This is a genomic window from Streptomyces sp. NK15101, from assembly GCF_020400725.1.
Classification (GTDB): Bacteria; Actinomycetota; Actinomycetes; order Streptomycetales; family Streptomycetaceae; genus Streptomyces.
The window spans coordinates 1-14,741 of sequence record NZ_JAINVG010000060.1 but is presented as its reverse complement, the minus strand read 5'-3'; the positions used below and the strand labels follow the sequence as shown (position 1 = coordinate 14,741).

16 protein-coding genes are annotated in these 14,741 nt (G+C 73.0%); 9 read left to right on the top strand and 7 right to left on the bottom strand.

The genetic code is table 11. From position 1 onward, the window contains the following. Positions 1–2: 2 nt before the first annotated feature. Positions 3–899 (top strand): metal ABC transporter permease, encoded by an 897-nt coding sequence (locus tag K7G60_RS26965; protein ID WP_225803548.1) that lies wholly within the window; start codon positions 3–5, stop codon positions 897–899. 72 nt (positions 900–971) lie between these two features. Next, positions 972–1,382, top strand: coding sequence for a Fur family transcriptional regulator (locus K7G60_RS26960; RefSeq protein ID WP_225803547.1), 411 nt, complete (start codon positions 972–974; stop codon positions 1,380–1,382). 59 nt (positions 1,383–1,441) lie between these two features. Here the strand turns inward: K7G60_RS26960 and K7G60_RS39250 are convergent, their stop codons facing one another. The 6 genes from K7G60_RS39250 to K7G60_RS26930 all read right to left on the bottom strand — a co-directional run bounded on the left by K7G60_RS39250 (position 1,442) and on the right by K7G60_RS26930 (position 5,556). Beyond that, a complete protein-coding gene (locus K7G60_RS39250) occupies positions 1,442–1,963 on the bottom strand; it encodes a YcxB family protein (RefSeq protein ID WP_225803546.1) in 522 nt (173 codons plus the stop codon). Between the two features lie 7 nt (positions 1,964–1,970). Next, positions 1,971–2,795, bottom strand: a complete 825-nt coding sequence (locus K7G60_RS26950; protein ID WP_225803545.1) for an isoprenyl transferase — start codon at positions 2,793–2,795, stop codon at positions 1,971–1,973. A gap of 12 nt (positions 2,796–2,807) precedes the next feature. Continuing rightward, entirely contained in the window at positions 2,808–3,557 is a 750-nt protein-coding gene (recO, locus tag K7G60_RS26945; RefSeq protein WP_123452137.1) for a DNA repair protein RecO, read from the bottom strand. 69 nt (positions 3,558–3,626) lie between these two features. Continuing rightward, complete coding sequence (locus tag K7G60_RS26940) at positions 3,627–4,931, bottom strand: S8 family serine peptidase (protein WP_225803544.1); 1,305 nt, start codon at positions 4,929–4,931, stop codon at positions 3,627–3,629. A 191-nt stretch (positions 4,932–5,122) separates the two neighbouring features. Next, positions 5,123–5,338 carry a hypothetical protein gene (locus K7G60_RS26935; protein ID WP_225803543.1) on the bottom strand — a complete coding sequence of 72 codons (216 nt, stop codon included), beginning with the start codon at positions 5,336–5,338 and terminating at the stop codon, positions 5,123–5,125. Then, positions 5,335–5,556, bottom strand: a complete 222-nt coding sequence (locus K7G60_RS26930) for a hypothetical protein (RefSeq protein ID WP_189801901.1) — start codon at positions 5,554–5,556, stop codon at positions 5,335–5,337. The genes K7G60_RS26935 and K7G60_RS26930 overlap by 4 nt, the downstream gene beginning before the upstream one ends. A gap of 132 nt (positions 5,557–5,688) precedes the next feature. Between K7G60_RS26930 and K7G60_RS26925 the strand changes: the two genes are divergently transcribed. The 7 genes from K7G60_RS26925 to K7G60_RS26895 all read left to right on the top strand — a co-directional run bounded on the left by K7G60_RS26925 (position 5,689) and on the right by K7G60_RS26895 (position 13,584). Further along, positions 5,689–6,522 carry a helix-turn-helix transcriptional regulator gene (locus K7G60_RS26925; RefSeq protein ID WP_225803542.1) on the top strand — a complete coding sequence of 278 codons (834 nt, stop codon included), beginning with the start codon at positions 5,689–5,691 and terminating at the stop codon, positions 6,520–6,522. Beyond that, complete coding sequence (locus K7G60_RS26920; RefSeq protein ID WP_225803541.1) at positions 6,504–6,698, top strand: DUF397 domain-containing protein; 195 nt, start codon at positions 6,504–6,506, stop codon at positions 6,696–6,698. The genes K7G60_RS26925 and K7G60_RS26920 overlap by 19 nt, the downstream gene beginning before the upstream one ends. Further along, positions 6,695–7,480 carry a DUF3592 domain-containing protein gene (locus K7G60_RS26915; protein ID WP_225803540.1) on the top strand — a complete coding sequence of 262 codons (786 nt, stop codon included), beginning with the start codon at positions 6,695–6,697 and terminating at the stop codon, positions 7,478–7,480. The genes K7G60_RS26920 and K7G60_RS26915 overlap by 4 nt, the downstream gene beginning before the upstream one ends. Positions 7,481–7,535: 55 nt before the next feature. Further along, positions 7,536–8,369, top strand: coding sequence for a hypothetical protein (locus K7G60_RS26910; protein ID WP_225803539.1), 834 nt, complete (start codon positions 7,536–7,538; stop codon positions 8,367–8,369). 138 nt (positions 8,370–8,507) lie between these two features. Continuing rightward, a complete protein-coding gene (locus K7G60_RS26905) occupies positions 8,508–9,881 on the top strand; it encodes an FAD-dependent oxidoreductase (protein WP_225803538.1) in 1,374 nt (457 codons plus the stop codon). A gap of 137 nt (positions 9,882–10,018) precedes the next feature. Continuing rightward, a complete protein-coding gene (locus K7G60_RS26900; protein WP_225803537.1) occupies positions 10,019–11,725 on the top strand; it encodes a LuxR family transcriptional regulator in 1,707 nt (568 codons plus the stop codon). 488 nt (positions 11,726–12,213) lie between these two features. Continuing rightward, positions 12,214–13,584 (top strand): FAD-binding oxidoreductase, encoded by a 1,371-nt coding sequence (locus K7G60_RS26895; protein WP_225803536.1) that lies wholly within the window; start codon positions 12,214–12,216, stop codon positions 13,582–13,584. Positions 13,585–13,607: 23 nt separating this feature from the next. Here K7G60_RS26895 and K7G60_RS26890 read toward each other — a convergent pair whose 3' ends face one another. Beyond that, positions 13,608–14,300, bottom strand: coding sequence for a TerB family tellurite resistance protein (locus tag K7G60_RS26890; protein ID WP_225803535.1), 693 nt, complete (start codon positions 14,298–14,300; stop codon positions 13,608–13,610). Positions 14,301–14,741: the final 441 nt, after the last annotated feature.

The window sequence follows — 14,741 nt, the reverse complement described above, 5'->3', positions numbered from 1 at the left end:
TCATGGACTTCCTCGAACCCGCCTTCATGCAGCGGGCGCTGCTCGCCGCCGTCCTCGTCGGCATCACCGCCCCCGCCGTCGGCATCTACCTCGTGCAGCGCCGCCAGGCCCTGATGGGCGACGGCATCGGCCACGTCGCCATGACCGGCGTCGGCCTCGGCTTCCTGCTCAACTCCAGCCCGGTCTGGATGGCCACCCTCGTCGCCGTCGCGGGCTCGGTCGCGATGGAACTGATCCGGGCGTACGGCAAGACCCGCGGCGACCTCGCGCTCGCGCTGCTCTTCTACGGCGGCATGGCCGGCGGCGTCCTGCTGATCAACCTCTCGCCGACCGGTTCCAACGCCAACCTCAGCTCGTACCTCTTCGGCTCGCTCTCCACCGTCTCGACGGAGGACATCACCGCGATCGGCGTCCTCGCCGCCTTCGTGGTCCTGGTCACGGTGGGCCTGCGCCGGCAGCTCTTCGCCGTCAGCCAGGACGAGGAGTTCGCCCGGGTCACCGGCCTGCCGGTCCGCGCCCTGAACCTGCTCATCGCGGTCACCGCCGCGGTGACCGTCACGGTCGCCATGCGGGTGGTCGGCCTGCTGCTCGTCAGCGCCCTCATGGTGGTGCCGGTGGCGGCCGCCCAGCAGCTGTCGAAGTCCTTCCGCGCGACCTTCGTCCTCGCGGTGGCGACCGGCGTCACGGTCACCCTGGCGGGCACCGTCACCTCGTACTACCAGGACGTGCCGCCCGGCGCGACGATCGTCCTGTACGCGATCGGGGTCTTCATCGTCCTGACCCTGCTCGCCGCTCCGCTCGCCAAGCGACGGGCCAGGGCCGCGGTCCGGGCCGCCGCGGACTGCGACACCCGCTGCGTTCCGGCCACCCGTCGGCCGACGGACGACGTGAAGGTCTGATCCGCGACTGATCCGCGGGGTACGGGGGGCTGGCAGAATGTCGGGGGCAGACAAGCATCCAAGGAGGCCCCCGTGGCGACGGCAGGACCCCCCGTACGCGGCCGCTCGACCAAGCAGCGGGCCGCCGTGTCGGCGGCACTGAACGAGGTGGACGAGTTCCGCAGCGCCCAGGAGCTGCACGACATGCTCAAGCACCGCGGCGACTCCGTCGGCCTCACCACCGTCTACCGCACGCTCCAGTCCCTCGCGGACGCGGGCGAGGTGGACGCGCTGCGCACCAGCGACGGCGAGACGGTCTACCGCCGCTGCTCGACCGGCGACCACCACCACCATCTGGTCTGCCGCCTCTGCGGCAAGGCCGTGGAGGTGGAGGGCCCGATGGTGGAGCAGTGGGCCGAGGCGATCGCGTCGGAGCACGGCTTCGTGAACGTGGCGCACACGGTCGAGATCTTCGGCACGTGCGCGGACTGCGCGGAGAAGTGACCTGATACGCGAAGGGGCCCGCACCGGATCGATCCGGTGCGGGCCCCTTCGCGTGGGGCTCAGGCCCGGACGGTGCTCCGGTCCAGGAGCGCCCGGAGCCGGTCGGCGTCGGCGGGGTCGGCGAGGCCGCGCTTGGGCAGGTAGGCGAAGCCCGTGCCCGACTGCTTGGCCGTGAGGAGCACGAACATCCGGGGCGTCTCCACGTACCGGGGCAGCATCGCCCACCGGATCACCATGTCGGTGTCCCGGGTGGTCCAGCGGCCCCCCTCCTCGTCCACGACGGCCCGGGCCTCGCCCTGGGAGCCGATCAGCCGGAAGAGGCTGTAGGCCGTCGTCCAGGGCACCAGCTCGGCGGCGCCCGCGGCCACCAGTCCGAGGACGATCATCTTGGCGGCGGCCGCCGGTTCCGGGTCGCCCGGCAGGAACAGCACGAGCCCCGCCGCAGCGAAGGCCAGCGCTCCGGCCGCCCAGGCCGCCCAGCGCAGCAGTCGCCACCAGACCGTGGCCCGCAGCCGCACCCGTACCGCTTCCTTCACCTCGGCGAACTCGGCCGAGTAGACGAGCTCCACCCCCTCCCCCACGGCCGGCTCAGGCCTTGTCGAGGACGGCGAGGTCGGCCGGGTCGACGCCTCCGAAGCGACGGTCGCGCTGGGCGTACTCGACGCAGGCGCGCCACAGGTCGCGGCGGTCGAAGTCGGGCCACAGCACGTCCTGGAAGACCATCTCGGCGTACGCGCTCTGCCAGATCAGGTAGTTGGAGGTGCGCTGCTCGCCGCTGGGCCGCAGGAACAGGTCGACGTCCGGCATGTCCGGGTAGTACAGGTACTTCTGGATGGTCTTCTCGGTGATCTTCGCCGGGTCGAGGCGGCCCGCCTTCACGTCCTCGGCCAGCGCCTGCGCCGCGTCCGTGAGCTCGGCGCGGCCGCCGTAGTTCATGCAGAAGTACAGCGTGAGCTTCGTGTTGTCCTTGGTCTGCTCCTGCGCGACCTGGAGCTCCTTGGCGACCGACTTCCACAGCTTGGGCATCCGGCCGACCCAGCGCACGCGGATGCCGAGCTCGTCGAGCTGGTCACGGGTCTTGCGGATGAAGTCGCGGTTGAAGTTCATCAGGAAGCGCACCTCCTCGGGCGAGCGCTTCCAGTTCTCGGTGGAGAAGGCGTACAGCGAGATCGCCCCCACGCCCATCTCGATCGCGCCCTGGAGCACGTCGAGCACCTGCTCGGCGCCGACCTTGTGCCCCTCGGTGCGCGGCAGGCCGCGCTCCTTGGCCCAGCGGCCGTTGCCGTCCATGACGATCGCGACGTGCTCCGGCACCAGCTCGGTCTGGAGCTTCGGCGGGCGTGCGCCGGACGGGTGCGGCTCGGGGGTCCTGTACTCCCGACGCTGGCGCCCGAGGAGTCGTGCGATGGCCATGAGTGGTCTCTCCTAGCTTTTCTCTACGTACCGCAGGGAGCGCAGGCCGCGCTCCAGGTGCCAGTGCAGATAGGCGGACACGAGTCCGCTGCCCTCCCTGACGTGACGCGGCTCGCACGCGTCCGCCGTCGCCCAGTCGCCGGTGAGCAGCGCGCTGAGCAGGCCGATGGCCTCCGCAGAGGGTACGACGCTTCCGGGCACCCGGCAGTCGCCGCATATGACCCCGCCCGCCGCGACCGAAAAGAACCGGTTCGGCCCGGGGAGTCCGCATTTCGCACAGTCCTCGAAACTGGGCGCGTAGCCGTTCACGGCGAGGGAGCGGAGCAGGAAGGCGTCCAGGATGAGGTGCGGCGCGTGCTCGCCCCGGGCGAGCGTCCGCAGGCCGCCGACGAGCAGCAGGTACTGCTGCACGGCGGGCTCGCCCTCGTGGTCGGTGAACCGCTCCGCCGTCTCCAGCATGGCCGTGCCGGCGGTGTACCGGGCGTAGTCGGTGACGATCCCGCCGCCGTACGCGGCGATGGTCTCGCTCTGCGTGCACAGCGGCAGGCCGCGCCCGACCAGCTCACTCCCCCGGGCGAAGAACTGCACGTCCACGTGCGAGAAGGGTTCGAGGCGCGCCCCGAACTTCGACTTCGTCCGGCGTACGCCGCGCGCGACGGCGCGTACGCGGCCGTGACCGCGCGTGAGGATCGTGATGATGCGGTCCGCTTCGCCCAGCTTCTGGGTGCGCAGCACGATGCCGTCGTCGCGGAACAGACTCATGCCTCCATTCTCGCGCACGCCGACGGAGCCCCGGGCCGGTACCCGGGGCTCCGTCGTGGGGGGTGCGGCTCAATAACCGCCGGCGTGGACGAGGTGCCCGTAGTAGCGCCCGGTGACGGGAGCGTTCGGGTCGCCCGCGAAGCCGTACGAGGCGGACTGGGCCGCGGCGTCGGCACGGAGCTGGGCGGCCACGGCGGCCGGGGACGGGTCCGAGCACTGCCCGGTGGCGAGGCACAGCGCGGCCGTGCCGGCCACGTGCGGGGAAGCCATGGAGGTGCCGGAGTAGACCACCGTGCCCGTGCTCCTGCGCGTGGACCGGATGCACACGCCCGGACCGGCGATGGTGTGGGCGGCGTCCGCGACGGTCACGGCGAAGTTGGAGAAGTTCGCGGCGGTGTCGTCCTGGTTCCCCGTCCGGCAGCTCGCGGCGGCGCCGCCGCCGGACTGCCCGTCGAAGTCGGCCATCGCGGTCACCGCGAGGACCTCGTCGAAGGCCGCGGGGGTGTGGTTCGCGAGGTCGTCGGTCTCGTTGCCGGCCGCGGCCACGACCGTGACTCCGGCGTCGTTCACCACACGGCAGATCGCCTGGTGCTCGGGGTCCTGGTTGGTGAACCCGCAGTTGCCGTCGTCGGTGCCCTCGCCGCCGAGGCTCATGTTCGCGACCTTGATGCCGAGCGTGGCGGCGTTCTGCGCCAGCCAGTCGAGCCCGCAGACGATGGTGGAGGTGAATCCGCCGCCGCTGGCGCCGAGCACCTTCACCGCGTACAGCCGGGCGCCGGGCACGACCCCGACGACGTCGTCGCCGTTGTCCCGGGCGGCGACCGTGCCGGCCACATGGGTGCCGTGGCCGTTGTTGTCCCGCCACGCGTTGGGCCGCGAGGTGTCCATGCAGTTGAACCCGCCGACCACGTTGAGATCGCGGTGCCGCTCGTCGATGCCGGTGTCGAGGATCGCGACCGCCGTGTCGACGGCACCCGTCCCGTTCCCGGCGAGTGCGCTGCTCGCGTCGCCCTGGATCCGGTCCACGCCGGTCGGCAGCACCTGCTGGGTGGCGTGCACGGGCCGGTCGGGGGCGACCGCCTTCACGTTCGGGTCCGCCCGCAGCGCGGCCACCTGGGACTCCGGCACCACCGCCGAGTACCCGACCAGCGCGTGCCGGTACCGGAGGCCCACCCGCACCCCGTGGTCCCGGCCGTGCGCCCGCTCGACCGAGTCGGCCCGGCCGCGTGCCGAGTCGTCGAGGACGACGATGTACCGCCCCTCCGGTTCCGCCGCCTCCGCCCCCGTGAGTCCCCCCGCGAGCAATGCCCCCGTCGCCGCGGACACCGCCGCCAGCCGGTACGCCGGTCTCGCGACCCGGCCTCGTCCCACCATGCCGAACACCTCGTCTCCTTTCGTGGTCGACGAACGCGAACTGGTTCGCGGCAACCACGTAACCGGTGCGGCGAGGCGCGTGCAGCGCGGGCGCGGCGGATGGACCAACGGCCCGCCGGACGGCGTTCACCCGAGCGGGCGCAGGAGCCGGAGGGCGGGGTCCCGGGGCGGGAAGCCCCGGGGCGGGACCCTCAGGAGACCTCGCCGCGGCTGCGGGCGTTGACGTGCGCCGTGGCCGCCCTCAGCCGCTCCGCCGAGGTGGCCTCCCGCACCCCCTCCGGCTCCACGTCCCACTCCCGCCCGCCGCCCAGCGGGCGGATCTGGACATAAGGGCCCTCGCGCCCCATGAGCCTCCCGACCCGTCCGGTGCGGATCTCGACGACGTACGACCCGATGGGCAGCGTCATGAGCGACTCTCCTCCCTCGGCAGTACGGCGGCGGCGAGGAGCCGGGCCGTTTCCACCGTGCAGCATCCCAATTCCACGAGCGGCCGCGGGGGCTCGGCGGCGAGGGTGACGACGTCGAGCCCGAGCGAGGGGAGCGTGATTCCCGCCCTCGCGAGGGCCTCGCGCAATTCCGCCACTGCCTCCTGTGCGGTTCCGAGTGCCCCCGTGGTCGTCTTCATGATGTCTTCCTTCACCAACGTATGCCTTTCCGAATCCATTTCCCGCTTCGCCTCTCCAGAGTGGGGGCAGATCCGTAGAATCGGCAGACGCGCAGGTCGTACAACTGCAGCGTAGGGTTGGGAAGTTAATCCATGGCCAGAAGCAAGCAGCAGGACGCGTGGGAGTTCTTCGGCGAGCTCCTGAAGGAACGCCGGGAGGCGGCGGGGTTCTCGCAGGGCGAACTGGGCAGACGGGTGTTCGTATCCGGGGCGTACATCGGCCTGTTCGAGCAGGGAATCCGAAAGCCTCAGCTGGATGTGGCGCGGCGAATCGACGAAGTCCTACAAACCGGCGGTATTTTCGAACGCACGTGGCGCAAGCTCATCGACAAGTCGCCGTACGCGTCTTATTTCAGCGCGGTGGCGGAGCTGGAGGGGGTGGCGACGAAGCTGTGCGAGTTCGCGCCGCTGGTGGTGCCGGGTCTGCTCCAGACGGATGCGTACGCGAGGGCGGTCACGCTGGCGGCCAACCCGTTCGCCACGGAAGAGTACGTCGAGGAGAAGGTCACCTCGCGAATCGAGCGGGCGAGAATCCTCGCGGACGCTACAAGGCCCGAGTATTGGGTGACCTTGCACGAGAACGCGATCCGCATCCCGGTCGGCGGCCCCTTGGTCATGGCCGAGCAACTGGGGCACATCGCGACGCTGATCCGGCAGCGGTGGGTGCTGGTGACCGTCGTGCCCCGCGCGGCGGGAGCACACGCCTCCATGGACGGCTCACTCCGGCTCATGGAGTTCGATGACCAGCCGCCAACGGCCTATACGGAGACCTCGTTTTCGGGAACGCTCCTGGACGATCCGGCAGTGGTGAAGCGTGCACAGCGCGCCTACGATCTGCTCAGGGTCGCCGCCTTGTCGCCGGAGGCGTCCCAGGCCCTGATCGAATCGGCGGCGGAGGACTTCAGACGATGCGCGAGTACGACCTGAGCAACGCCCGCTGGTTCAAGAGCTCCTACAGCAACGGCGAGGGCGGCAACTGCGTCGAGGTCTCGTACGACTTCACCGGGATCGTGCCGGTCCGGGACAGCAAGGTCGCCGACGGGCCCGTCCTGATCGTGCCGGCCGCCGCCTGGGCCGCCTTCGTCGCCGGCGTGGCGAGATGACGACGTCCCCCTCCCTCGTACTGCGGGGCAGCGGCTCCGCCGTGCTCCGCTTCGCGGGAGGGGCCGTCACGCTCGGGCTCCCTGACAAGGGGCACCACATACCCCTGGCGGCGATCGCGGTGGTGCACGCGCGGGGGCGGACCGTCGAGGTCGAGCTGACCGCCCCGAACGGGGCCGAGCCGGTCGTCTACCGGGTCGAGGACGTGAGCGAGGCCGCGGCGACCGCGTTCGCGGACTCCGTGAACGACGCGCTGCCGGAGGAGGAGGCGTACGACGGCGCGGAACTCGTCACGACCCGCGCGGTCGAGGCGGCCGCTCCTCGGCGGTGGCCGCTCGCGATCGGCGCCGCCGTGCCGGTGCTCGCCCTGGACGTGTTCCTCGGGGCGGCCGGCGGGGCCCGAAGCGCGGGTCTGTTCTGGCCGGCGCTCCTGGTCGTCGCCGTCGGTGTCCTCCTGGTGCACGTCATGGGCCGGGGCCTGTACCGGATGTGGCACCTGCCGAGGCACGGCATCACGGTGGTCGCGGAGTTCTCGCACCACACGAACAGGACCCGGGTCTACCGCTACACCGACACCAGGGGCGCCTCCCACACCTACGACCACAACGTGGGCGGGGCATCGGTCGAGGTGTCCTACGACCCGCGGGACCCGAAGACGGCCGTCCACCGCGAGGGCCTGTACGTGCGCTGCATGATGGCGCTGATGACCCTCGTCGGCTGCGGGGCGGCGGGCGGCGGCCTCTACGGGATCGGGTGGCTGGTCATGGACGCCCTCCGGCACTGAACCCGCGGCCCCGGAGGGCTTCTGCGGCGCGTGACCGGACCCTACGATCTCCGTCATGTCGATCACCCCGTCCACACCCGTCGTCGAGGGCGCCAGGAAGACCTCCCTCCGGCTCGACGGCGACGCCGTGCTCCTGAGCACCCCGCACGAGGAGGCGCGCATCCCGCTGGCGGCGATCGAGCGGATACGGGCCGAAGGGCGGTCGGTCACCGTCGAGCTGACGGCCCCCGCGGGGGCCACGCGCTATGCGCACCGGGTCGCCGGGGCGAGCGCGGCGGCGGCCGCCATGTTCGCCGACACCGTGAACGCCGCCCTCCCCGGGGTGGCGGGCCGGGACACCACGGCCGACGGGACCATGCTCGTCGAGACGCGCACGCTGCCGCTGAGCAGACGGACGAGGAAACTGCGGCGCATCATGTGGCTGTCGGCCGGCGCCCTCGGCCTGATCGTCGTCACGTCCGTGCTCGTCGCCGTCGCCGGGGTGCCGGCCGCCATGGCCGCCCTCATACCCGCGGGCCTCGTCCTGACGGCCGCCCTCGCCATCGGCGCGAACGCGCTGGCCAACTGGTACCGCGAGTGGCGCCTGATCCGGCACGGCATCACGGCCTTCGCCGCCGAGGTCCCGGACAGGCCGGGGATGTACCTCTACACGGACCCGGCGGGCCTGATCCGCCACGTGTTCACCTGGGCGGGCGGCATCGCCGTCAAGGTCAGCTACGACCCCGCCGACCCGGGGGATGTCGTCCTGCCGAGGACCGCCCTCTTCCGGCGCGGGGAGCTCGCGCTCGGACTGTTCTTCGCCCTCTTCGCGCTGATCGGCTTCGCCGCCCTGATCGCCCTGACCGTCGTCGCGTTCGTCGACCCCGAGGCGATCACCGGAACCGCCTAGGCCTGCTTATGGAAGTCATAAGTTCACCTTATGAGGCCATAGACCGGGGGCGGGTACTCCTCCGCGCGACGAGTTATTTAGGGTGTCCTAAGTGTCGGCGGCCTCGCCGCCACGTCGCTTGCGAAGGGAAACCCCGTCATGCCCCGCCCCCTCCGGGTCGCGATCGTCGGCGCCGGCCCCGCCGGAATCTACGCCGCCGATGCGCTGCTGAAGTCCGAGGCCGCCGCCGAGCCGGGCGTGTCGATCGACCTCTTCGAGCGGATGCCCGCGCCCTTCGGCCTGATCCGCTACGGCGTCGCCCCCGACCACCCCCGCATCAAGGGCATCATCACCGCCCTCCACCAGGTCCTCGACAAGCCGCAGGTCCGCCTCTTCGGCAACGTGAACTACGGCACCGACGTCCACCTCGACGACCTGCGCTCCTTCTACGACGCGGTGGTCTTCTCTACCGGCGCCATGTTCGACCGCGAGCTGAAGATCCCCGGCGTCGAGCTGGGCGGCTCGTACGGCGCCGCCGACTTCGCCTCCTGGTACGACGGCCACCCGGACGTGCCGCGCACCTGGCCGCTGGAGGCCGAGAAGGTCGCCGTCCTCGGTGTCGGCAACGTGGCGCTCGACATCGCCCGCATCCTCGCCAAGACGGCGGACGAGCTCCTGCCGACCGAGATCTCGGCGAACGTCTACGACGGCCTCAAGGCCAACAAGGCCGTCGAGATCCACGTCTTCGGCCGCCGCGGCCCGGCGCAGGCCAAGTTCAGCCCCATGGAGCTGCGCGAGCTCGACCACTCGCCGAACATCGAGGTCATCGTCAACCCCGAGGACATCGACTACGACGAGGGCTCGATCGCCGAGCGCCGCAAGAACAAGCAGACCGACATGGTCGCCAAGACCCTGGAGAACTGGGCGATCCGCGACGTCGGCGACCGCCCGCACAAGCTCTTCCTGCACTTCTTCGAGTCCCCCGTCGAGATCCTCGGCGAGGACGGCCGGGTCGTCGGCCTGCGCACCGAGCGCACCGAGCTCGACGGCACCGGCAACGTCAAGGGCACCGGCACCACCACGGACTGGGACGTCCAGGCCGTGTACCGCGCCGTCGGCTACCTCTCCGACGAGCTGCCCAAGATCCCCTGGGACGCCGTCTCCGGCACCATCCCGGACGAGGGCGGCCGCGTCATCGAGGAGACCGGCGCGCACATGGCCTCCACCTACTGCACCGGCTGGATCCGGCGCGGCCCCGTCGGCCTCATCGGCCACACCAAGGGCGACGCCAACGAGACCGTCGCGAACCTCCTGGACGACTTCGCGAACGGGCGCCTGCTCACGCCGGAGACCCCGGAGGAGGACGCGGTCGTGTCCTTCCTGGAGGACAAGGGCGTCACGTACACCACCTGGGAGGGCTGGTACGCCCTGGACGCCGCCGAGAAGGCCCTCGGCGAGGCACAGGGCCGTGAGCGCGTGAAGATCGTCGAGCGCGAGGACATGCTCCGCGCGTCCGGCGTCGACCTCGGCTGACGGACCCGCTCCGGTCTCCGGGCCCCCACCGGTCGCGTACCGGTGGGGGCCCGGCCCTTTCCCCGGGTCTCCGGCCGACGGGCCCGGGGGCGTACCCGCTCATATTCTGGAAGGGTCCGGAAGGGAAGTGAGCGGCGATGGCCGTCCCCCTCGAACAGGCCCCCGCCGTCGAGCGGGCGCGGTCAGCGGCGGCCCGGGAGTCCTGGGCCGAGGCGTACGCGCTGCTGCGCGAGGCCGACCGGCACCCCACGCGCGCCCTGACCGCCGAGGACCTCGACGTCCTCTCCGACGCGGCCTGGTGGTCCGGACACGTCGACGAGTCCGTCGCCGCCCGGCTGCGGACGCACGCCGCGTACGTCGCGGCCCATGACCACAGGGGCGCCGGCCTCGCCGCGTGGTGGCTCCACTACGAGTACGCGGCACTCGGGCGGCCCGCGGCCGCCGCCGGCTGGCTGCACCGCGCCCGGCACCACCTGGAGGGCCTGCCGGCCTGCCCCGAGCACTGCTTCCTCGCCTGGACGGACGCCGAGGAGGCCACCGCGCGCGGCGACCACGCGGCGGCCCTCGCGGCGACCGGCCGCATGACCCGCCTCGCCCTCCGTGCCGAAAGCCCCGACCTGCTGGCCCTCGCCCGCCAGGCCACCGCCGCGGCCCTCCTCGCCCAGGGCCGCCGCACCGAGGCCCTGGCCCACCTGGACGACGCGATGTGCGCGGTGACGGCGGGCGAACTGAGCGGCACGTTCACGGGCTTCCTGTACTGCCTGGCCATCACCCAGTGCATGGAGTCCGCGGACTTCGCCCGTGCCGTGGAATGGACGAACGCGGCGATGGAGTGGTGCGCCCCGCCGTGGACGGGCCGCCGCGACGAGGGGACGCCGCCGCTCGGTGTCACGCCCTCCGGCGACAACCCCTTCCGGGGCGTGTGCCGGGCGCACCGGGTTGAGGTGCTCGACCTCCTCGGGGCGTGGGCGCTCGCCGAGGCGGAGGCCCGGCAGGCGTGCCGGGAGGTGCCGGTGGACTGCCTGGAGGCGGCGGCCGCCGCGTACTACGCGGCCGGGGACGTCCAGCGGCGCCAGGGCCGTCTGGAGGAGGCCGCCGTCTCGTACGCGCACGCCCACGCGCTGGGCCGGATCCCGCAGCCGGGCCTCGCGCTGCTGCGCCTCGCCCAGGGCCGGGCCGAGGCCGCGGTGGCCGGCGTCGGCCTGGCGCTGGCCTGCCAGAGCGACCCCCGCCACGACCTCCTCGGCCGGGCCCGGCTGCTCGCCGCCCGTACCGAGGTGGCCCTCGCCGTCCGGGACGTGCCGGGGGCGGCGGGCGCGGCGGCGGAGCTGGAGGTACTGGCCGGGGACGTACCGCTGCTCCGGGCGATGGCCGACACGGCGCGGGGCGCGGTGGCCCTGGCGGAGGCCCGGCCGGAGCCCGCGCTGCGGCTGCTGCGCCGGGCGCTCGCCGGCTGGCTGGAGCTGCGGGTGCCGTACGAGGCGGCGCAGGTGCGGATGCTGCTCGCGGCGGCCGACCGGACGGTGGGCGACGAGGAGGCGGCCCGTCTGGAGCTGGGCGCGGCGCGGGCGGTGTTCGAACGGCTGGGGGCCGCGCCGGACACCCGGCGGGCGGCGGCACTGCTGACCCGCGGGACGCGGCGGCGGCTGCCGGGCGGGCTGACCGCGCGGGAGGCGGAGGTGCTGCGGCTCGTCGCCTCGGGCGGGACGAACAGGGACATAGCGCGGGCGCTGGTGATCAGTGAGCACACGGTGGCCCGGCACCTGAACAACATCTTCGCGAAGCTGGGGGTCGGGTCCCGGGCGGCGGCCACGGCCTACGCCTACGCCCACGACCTGACCTGACGGCCACCCCCTCACCCCCGTTGTGGGCAGTCGCTCTGCCGGGCCGACGCCCACCCCGCACCCCGTTGTGGGCAATCGTTCCGCTGGGGCGGAACGGGTGGGCACAACGGACGGCGCCCTTGCCGGCGCCCGAGGCTCCCGAGCCTGAACCCGCACCGGCAGGTACGGCGCACTCGTGGTGCGGGTCCAGGCGCGGGACGCGGAGGCGCCGCTATGGGCGCCGTCCCGTGTGCCCACCCGTCCCGCCCAGCGGGACGGGTGCCCACACGGGCGGGGGGATCGGGGCGCCGCCCCGCCGGGCGCGGTGCCCACACGGCGGGTGGGCCGGGGCGCCGCCCAGCAGGGCGCGGCGCTCGTGCGGCGGGGGTGCCGTTCCCGGGGGCGCGCGGCCGTACGGGGGCGTGGGTCGAATCGCCCATCCCGTCCCGCCCCGCCCATGGGCCGTTCCGGCGATGCGCGTCCCGGGGACGGCGGGCTACACCGGGAGCATGACCACCACGACCCACCCCCTGGACACGCTCCGCGGTGCCGTGCGCGGCACCGTCGTGACCCGTGGCGACCCGTCGTACGACGTCTCCCGCCGGGTCTACAACGCCCTGCACGACCGCCACCCGGCCGTCGTCGTGCACGCCGTGGACGCCGGCGACGTGATCGCGGCGGTGCTGTACGCCCGGGAGCACGAGCTCCCGCTGGCCGTGCGCGGCGGCTCCCACTCCGTCGCCGGCTTCGGCACCGTCGACGACGGTCTCGTCGTCGACCTGTCCCGGATGCGCGGCGTCCGGGTCGACCCGGAGGCCCGTACGGCGCGGGCCGAGGGCGGCGCCACCTGGGGCGACTTCAACCACGCGACCCACGCCTTCGGGCTCGCCACCACCGGCGGAGTGATCTCCACGACCGGCCTCGGCGGCCTGACGCTCGGCGGCGGCATGGGGCACCTGGCCCGGCGCTGCGGCCTGAGCTGCGACAACCTGATCGCGGCGGACGTGGTGACCGCCGAGGGCACGCTCGTCTCCTGCGACCGGGACCGGAACCCCGACCTGTTCTGGGCGCTGCGCGGCGGCGGCGGGAACTTCGGTGTCGTCACCTCGCTCGCGTACCGGCTGCACCCCGTCGACGTGGTCTTCGGCGGCATCACCTGCTATCCGCTCGACGGGGACGTGGCCCGCGCCTGGCGGGAGCTGAACGCCGCCGCGCCGGTCGAGCTGAACGTGATCCTCGTCCTGTCGCTGGGCCCGGAGGAGCCGTTCCTGCCGGAGCGGTGGCACGGGCGCCCGGTCTGCGTCGCGTTCACCTGCTTCAGCGGCTCGCCGGCGGAGGACGAGAAGGTCCTCGCCCGCCTGGACGGGCTGGGGCCGGTCATCGGCCGGTTCATGGACCGGATGCCGTACCCGGTGATCAACACCCTCTTCGACGAGCAGCTGCCGCCCGGGCTCTACCACTACTGGAAGGGCAACTTCAGCCGCGAACTGTCGGACGGGGCGATCGCGGCCCACATGGAGTTCGGTGCGACGATGCCGTCGATGGAGTCGGACACGGCGATCTTCCCGATCGACGGCGCCTGCCACGAGGTGGGACCGGAGGAGACCGCGTTCGCCTACCGGGACGCCGCCTTCTCGCACTCCTTCGGCGGCACGTGGGCCGACCCGGGGGACTCGGAGCGGAACATCGCCTGGACCCGCGCCTACGACAGGGCGCTGCGCCCGCACACCCAGGAGGGCGGTTACGTGAACTTCATGGACACCGACGACCAGGACCGGGTGCGGGTGAACTACCGCCAGAACTACGACCGGCTGCGTGCGGTCAAGCGCGGGTACGACCCCGACAACGTGTTCCGGCTGAACCAGAACATCGTCCCCTGAGGTCCGGGAGGCTCCGGGAAGCCCTAGGAGACGGTCCGGGCCGAGTCGAGGAGGCGGACGGTGTCCTCGGGGGCGAGCGCGAGGGCGTTGCCGACGGTCCCGAGGACCTCCGTCTCGGCGGGGGTGTACGCCCCGTCCGCGAGGGCGATCCGGGCGGCCTGGAGCAGGATCGCCTCCCGGCCGGCGGGCGCGAGGTGCGGGGTGAGCGGCTCCAGGGCCTCGTGGAGCTCGATCGACAGGAGCGCCCCCTCGGGGTTCACCTCGGGCATGAAGCGTCCGGTGTCGGCCTCCAGTGCCTCGACGAGGTCGACGAGCTGGACGGCCGTGCACTCGTCGAAGCCGGCGGACCGGACGGCGGTGACGGCCCGGTCCAGGACCTCGCGGGAGTCGGTCCCGCCGGCCGCGAGGACGGCGAGGGCGACGGTGTGCACGGCGTCCCGCAGCATCGCGGAGAAGCGGCTCGTCGTCGGGTGGTCGAGCACCTCCGTGCCGAAGTGCGTGTGACAGGCCGCGCACTCGACGACGGGGCCGGTACAGCCCCGGGGCAGGACGGGGACGCCCAGGACGGCGAACCTGCGGCGGCCGGTGCGCCGCCGGTAGTTGCGGTCGCCCCCGCACTCCTCGCAGAAGAACTCGCCGTCTCCGACGGTGTTCCAGGAGGTGCGGATTCCGCAGACGCCCACTTTCCCACCACGTGAATTCCGGGCAGACCGCACACGCACCTCCTCAACGGCCCGGCTGCACTGCCGGCGTTGGCGTGATGTTAGCCACATCCTTGATGTGACGTCAGCACCCCGTCGGGACTTCGCCGTGGAGATGGCCGAGACACGTCACCGGCCCGGAGGCCCTCAGGAAGCGCGGCGGCGGCGCTTCGCAAAGGCCAGGAAGCCGCCGCCGACGGCGACGGCGGCCACGGCTGCGCCGATCGCGCCGGGCCCGATGGCCGAACCGGTCGCCGCGAGATCACCCTCCGGGGTGGCGGACGGGGCGGGGGCGGGGGCCGTGGTGACCTCACCGGGGGTGGTGGGCGCGGCGGGGGGCGGAGGGGGCCCGGGGGGGCCCGGGGGGGAGCCGCCCCCGCTGGGCGTGGGCGCGGGGGGGGCCGGGGGGGCCGGGGCGGGGGGGGCGGGCGGCCGGGGGGGCCCGGGGGGGGCGGC

Excerpts from the sequence above, each read along its gene's own strand:
- K7G60_RS26965 (WP_225803548.1), top strand. The coding sequence starts at position 3 with ATGGACTTCCTCGAACCCGCCTTCATGCAGCGGGCGCTGCTCGCCGCC.
- K7G60_RS26950 (WP_225803545.1), bottom strand. The coding sequence starts at position 2,795 with ATGGCCATCGCACGACTCCTCGGGCGCCAGCGTCGGGAGTACAGGACC.
- recO (WP_123452137.1), bottom strand. The coding sequence starts at position 3,557 with ATGAGTCTGTTCCGCGACGACGGCATCGTGCTGCGCACCCAGAAGCTG.
- K7G60_RS26940 (WP_225803544.1), bottom strand. The coding sequence starts at position 4,931 with ATGGTGGGACGAGGCCGGGTCGCGAGACCGGCGTACCGGCTGGCGGCG.
- K7G60_RS26935 (WP_225803543.1), bottom strand. The coding sequence starts at position 5,338 with ATGACGCTGCCCATCGGGTCGTACGTCGTCGAGATCCGCACCGGACGG.
- K7G60_RS26930 (WP_189801901.1), bottom strand. The coding sequence starts at position 5,556 with ATGAAGACGACCACGGGGGCACTCGGAACCGCACAGGAGGCAGTGGCG.
- K7G60_RS26925 (WP_225803542.1), top strand. The coding sequence starts at position 5,689 with ATGGCCAGAAGCAAGCAGCAGGACGCGTGGGAGTTCTTCGGCGAGCTC.
- K7G60_RS26920 (WP_225803541.1), top strand. The coding sequence starts at position 6,504 with ATGCGCGAGTACGACCTGAGCAACGCCCGCTGGTTCAAGAGCTCCTAC.
- K7G60_RS26915 (WP_225803540.1), top strand. The coding sequence starts at position 6,695 with ATGACGACGTCCCCCTCCCTCGTACTGCGGGGCAGCGGCTCCGCCGTG.
- K7G60_RS26910 (WP_225803539.1), top strand. The coding sequence starts at position 7,536 with ATGTCGATCACCCCGTCCACACCCGTCGTCGAGGGCGCCAGGAAGACC.
- K7G60_RS26905 (WP_225803538.1), top strand. The coding sequence starts at position 8,508 with ATGCCCCGCCCCCTCCGGGTCGCGATCGTCGGCGCCGGCCCCGCCGGA.
- K7G60_RS26900 (WP_225803537.1), top strand. The coding sequence starts at position 10,019 with ATGGCCGTCCCCCTCGAACAGGCCCCCGCCGTCGAGCGGGCGCGGTCA.
- K7G60_RS26895 (WP_225803536.1), top strand. The coding sequence starts at position 12,214 with ATGACCACCACGACCCACCCCCTGGACACGCTCCGCGGTGCCGTGCGC.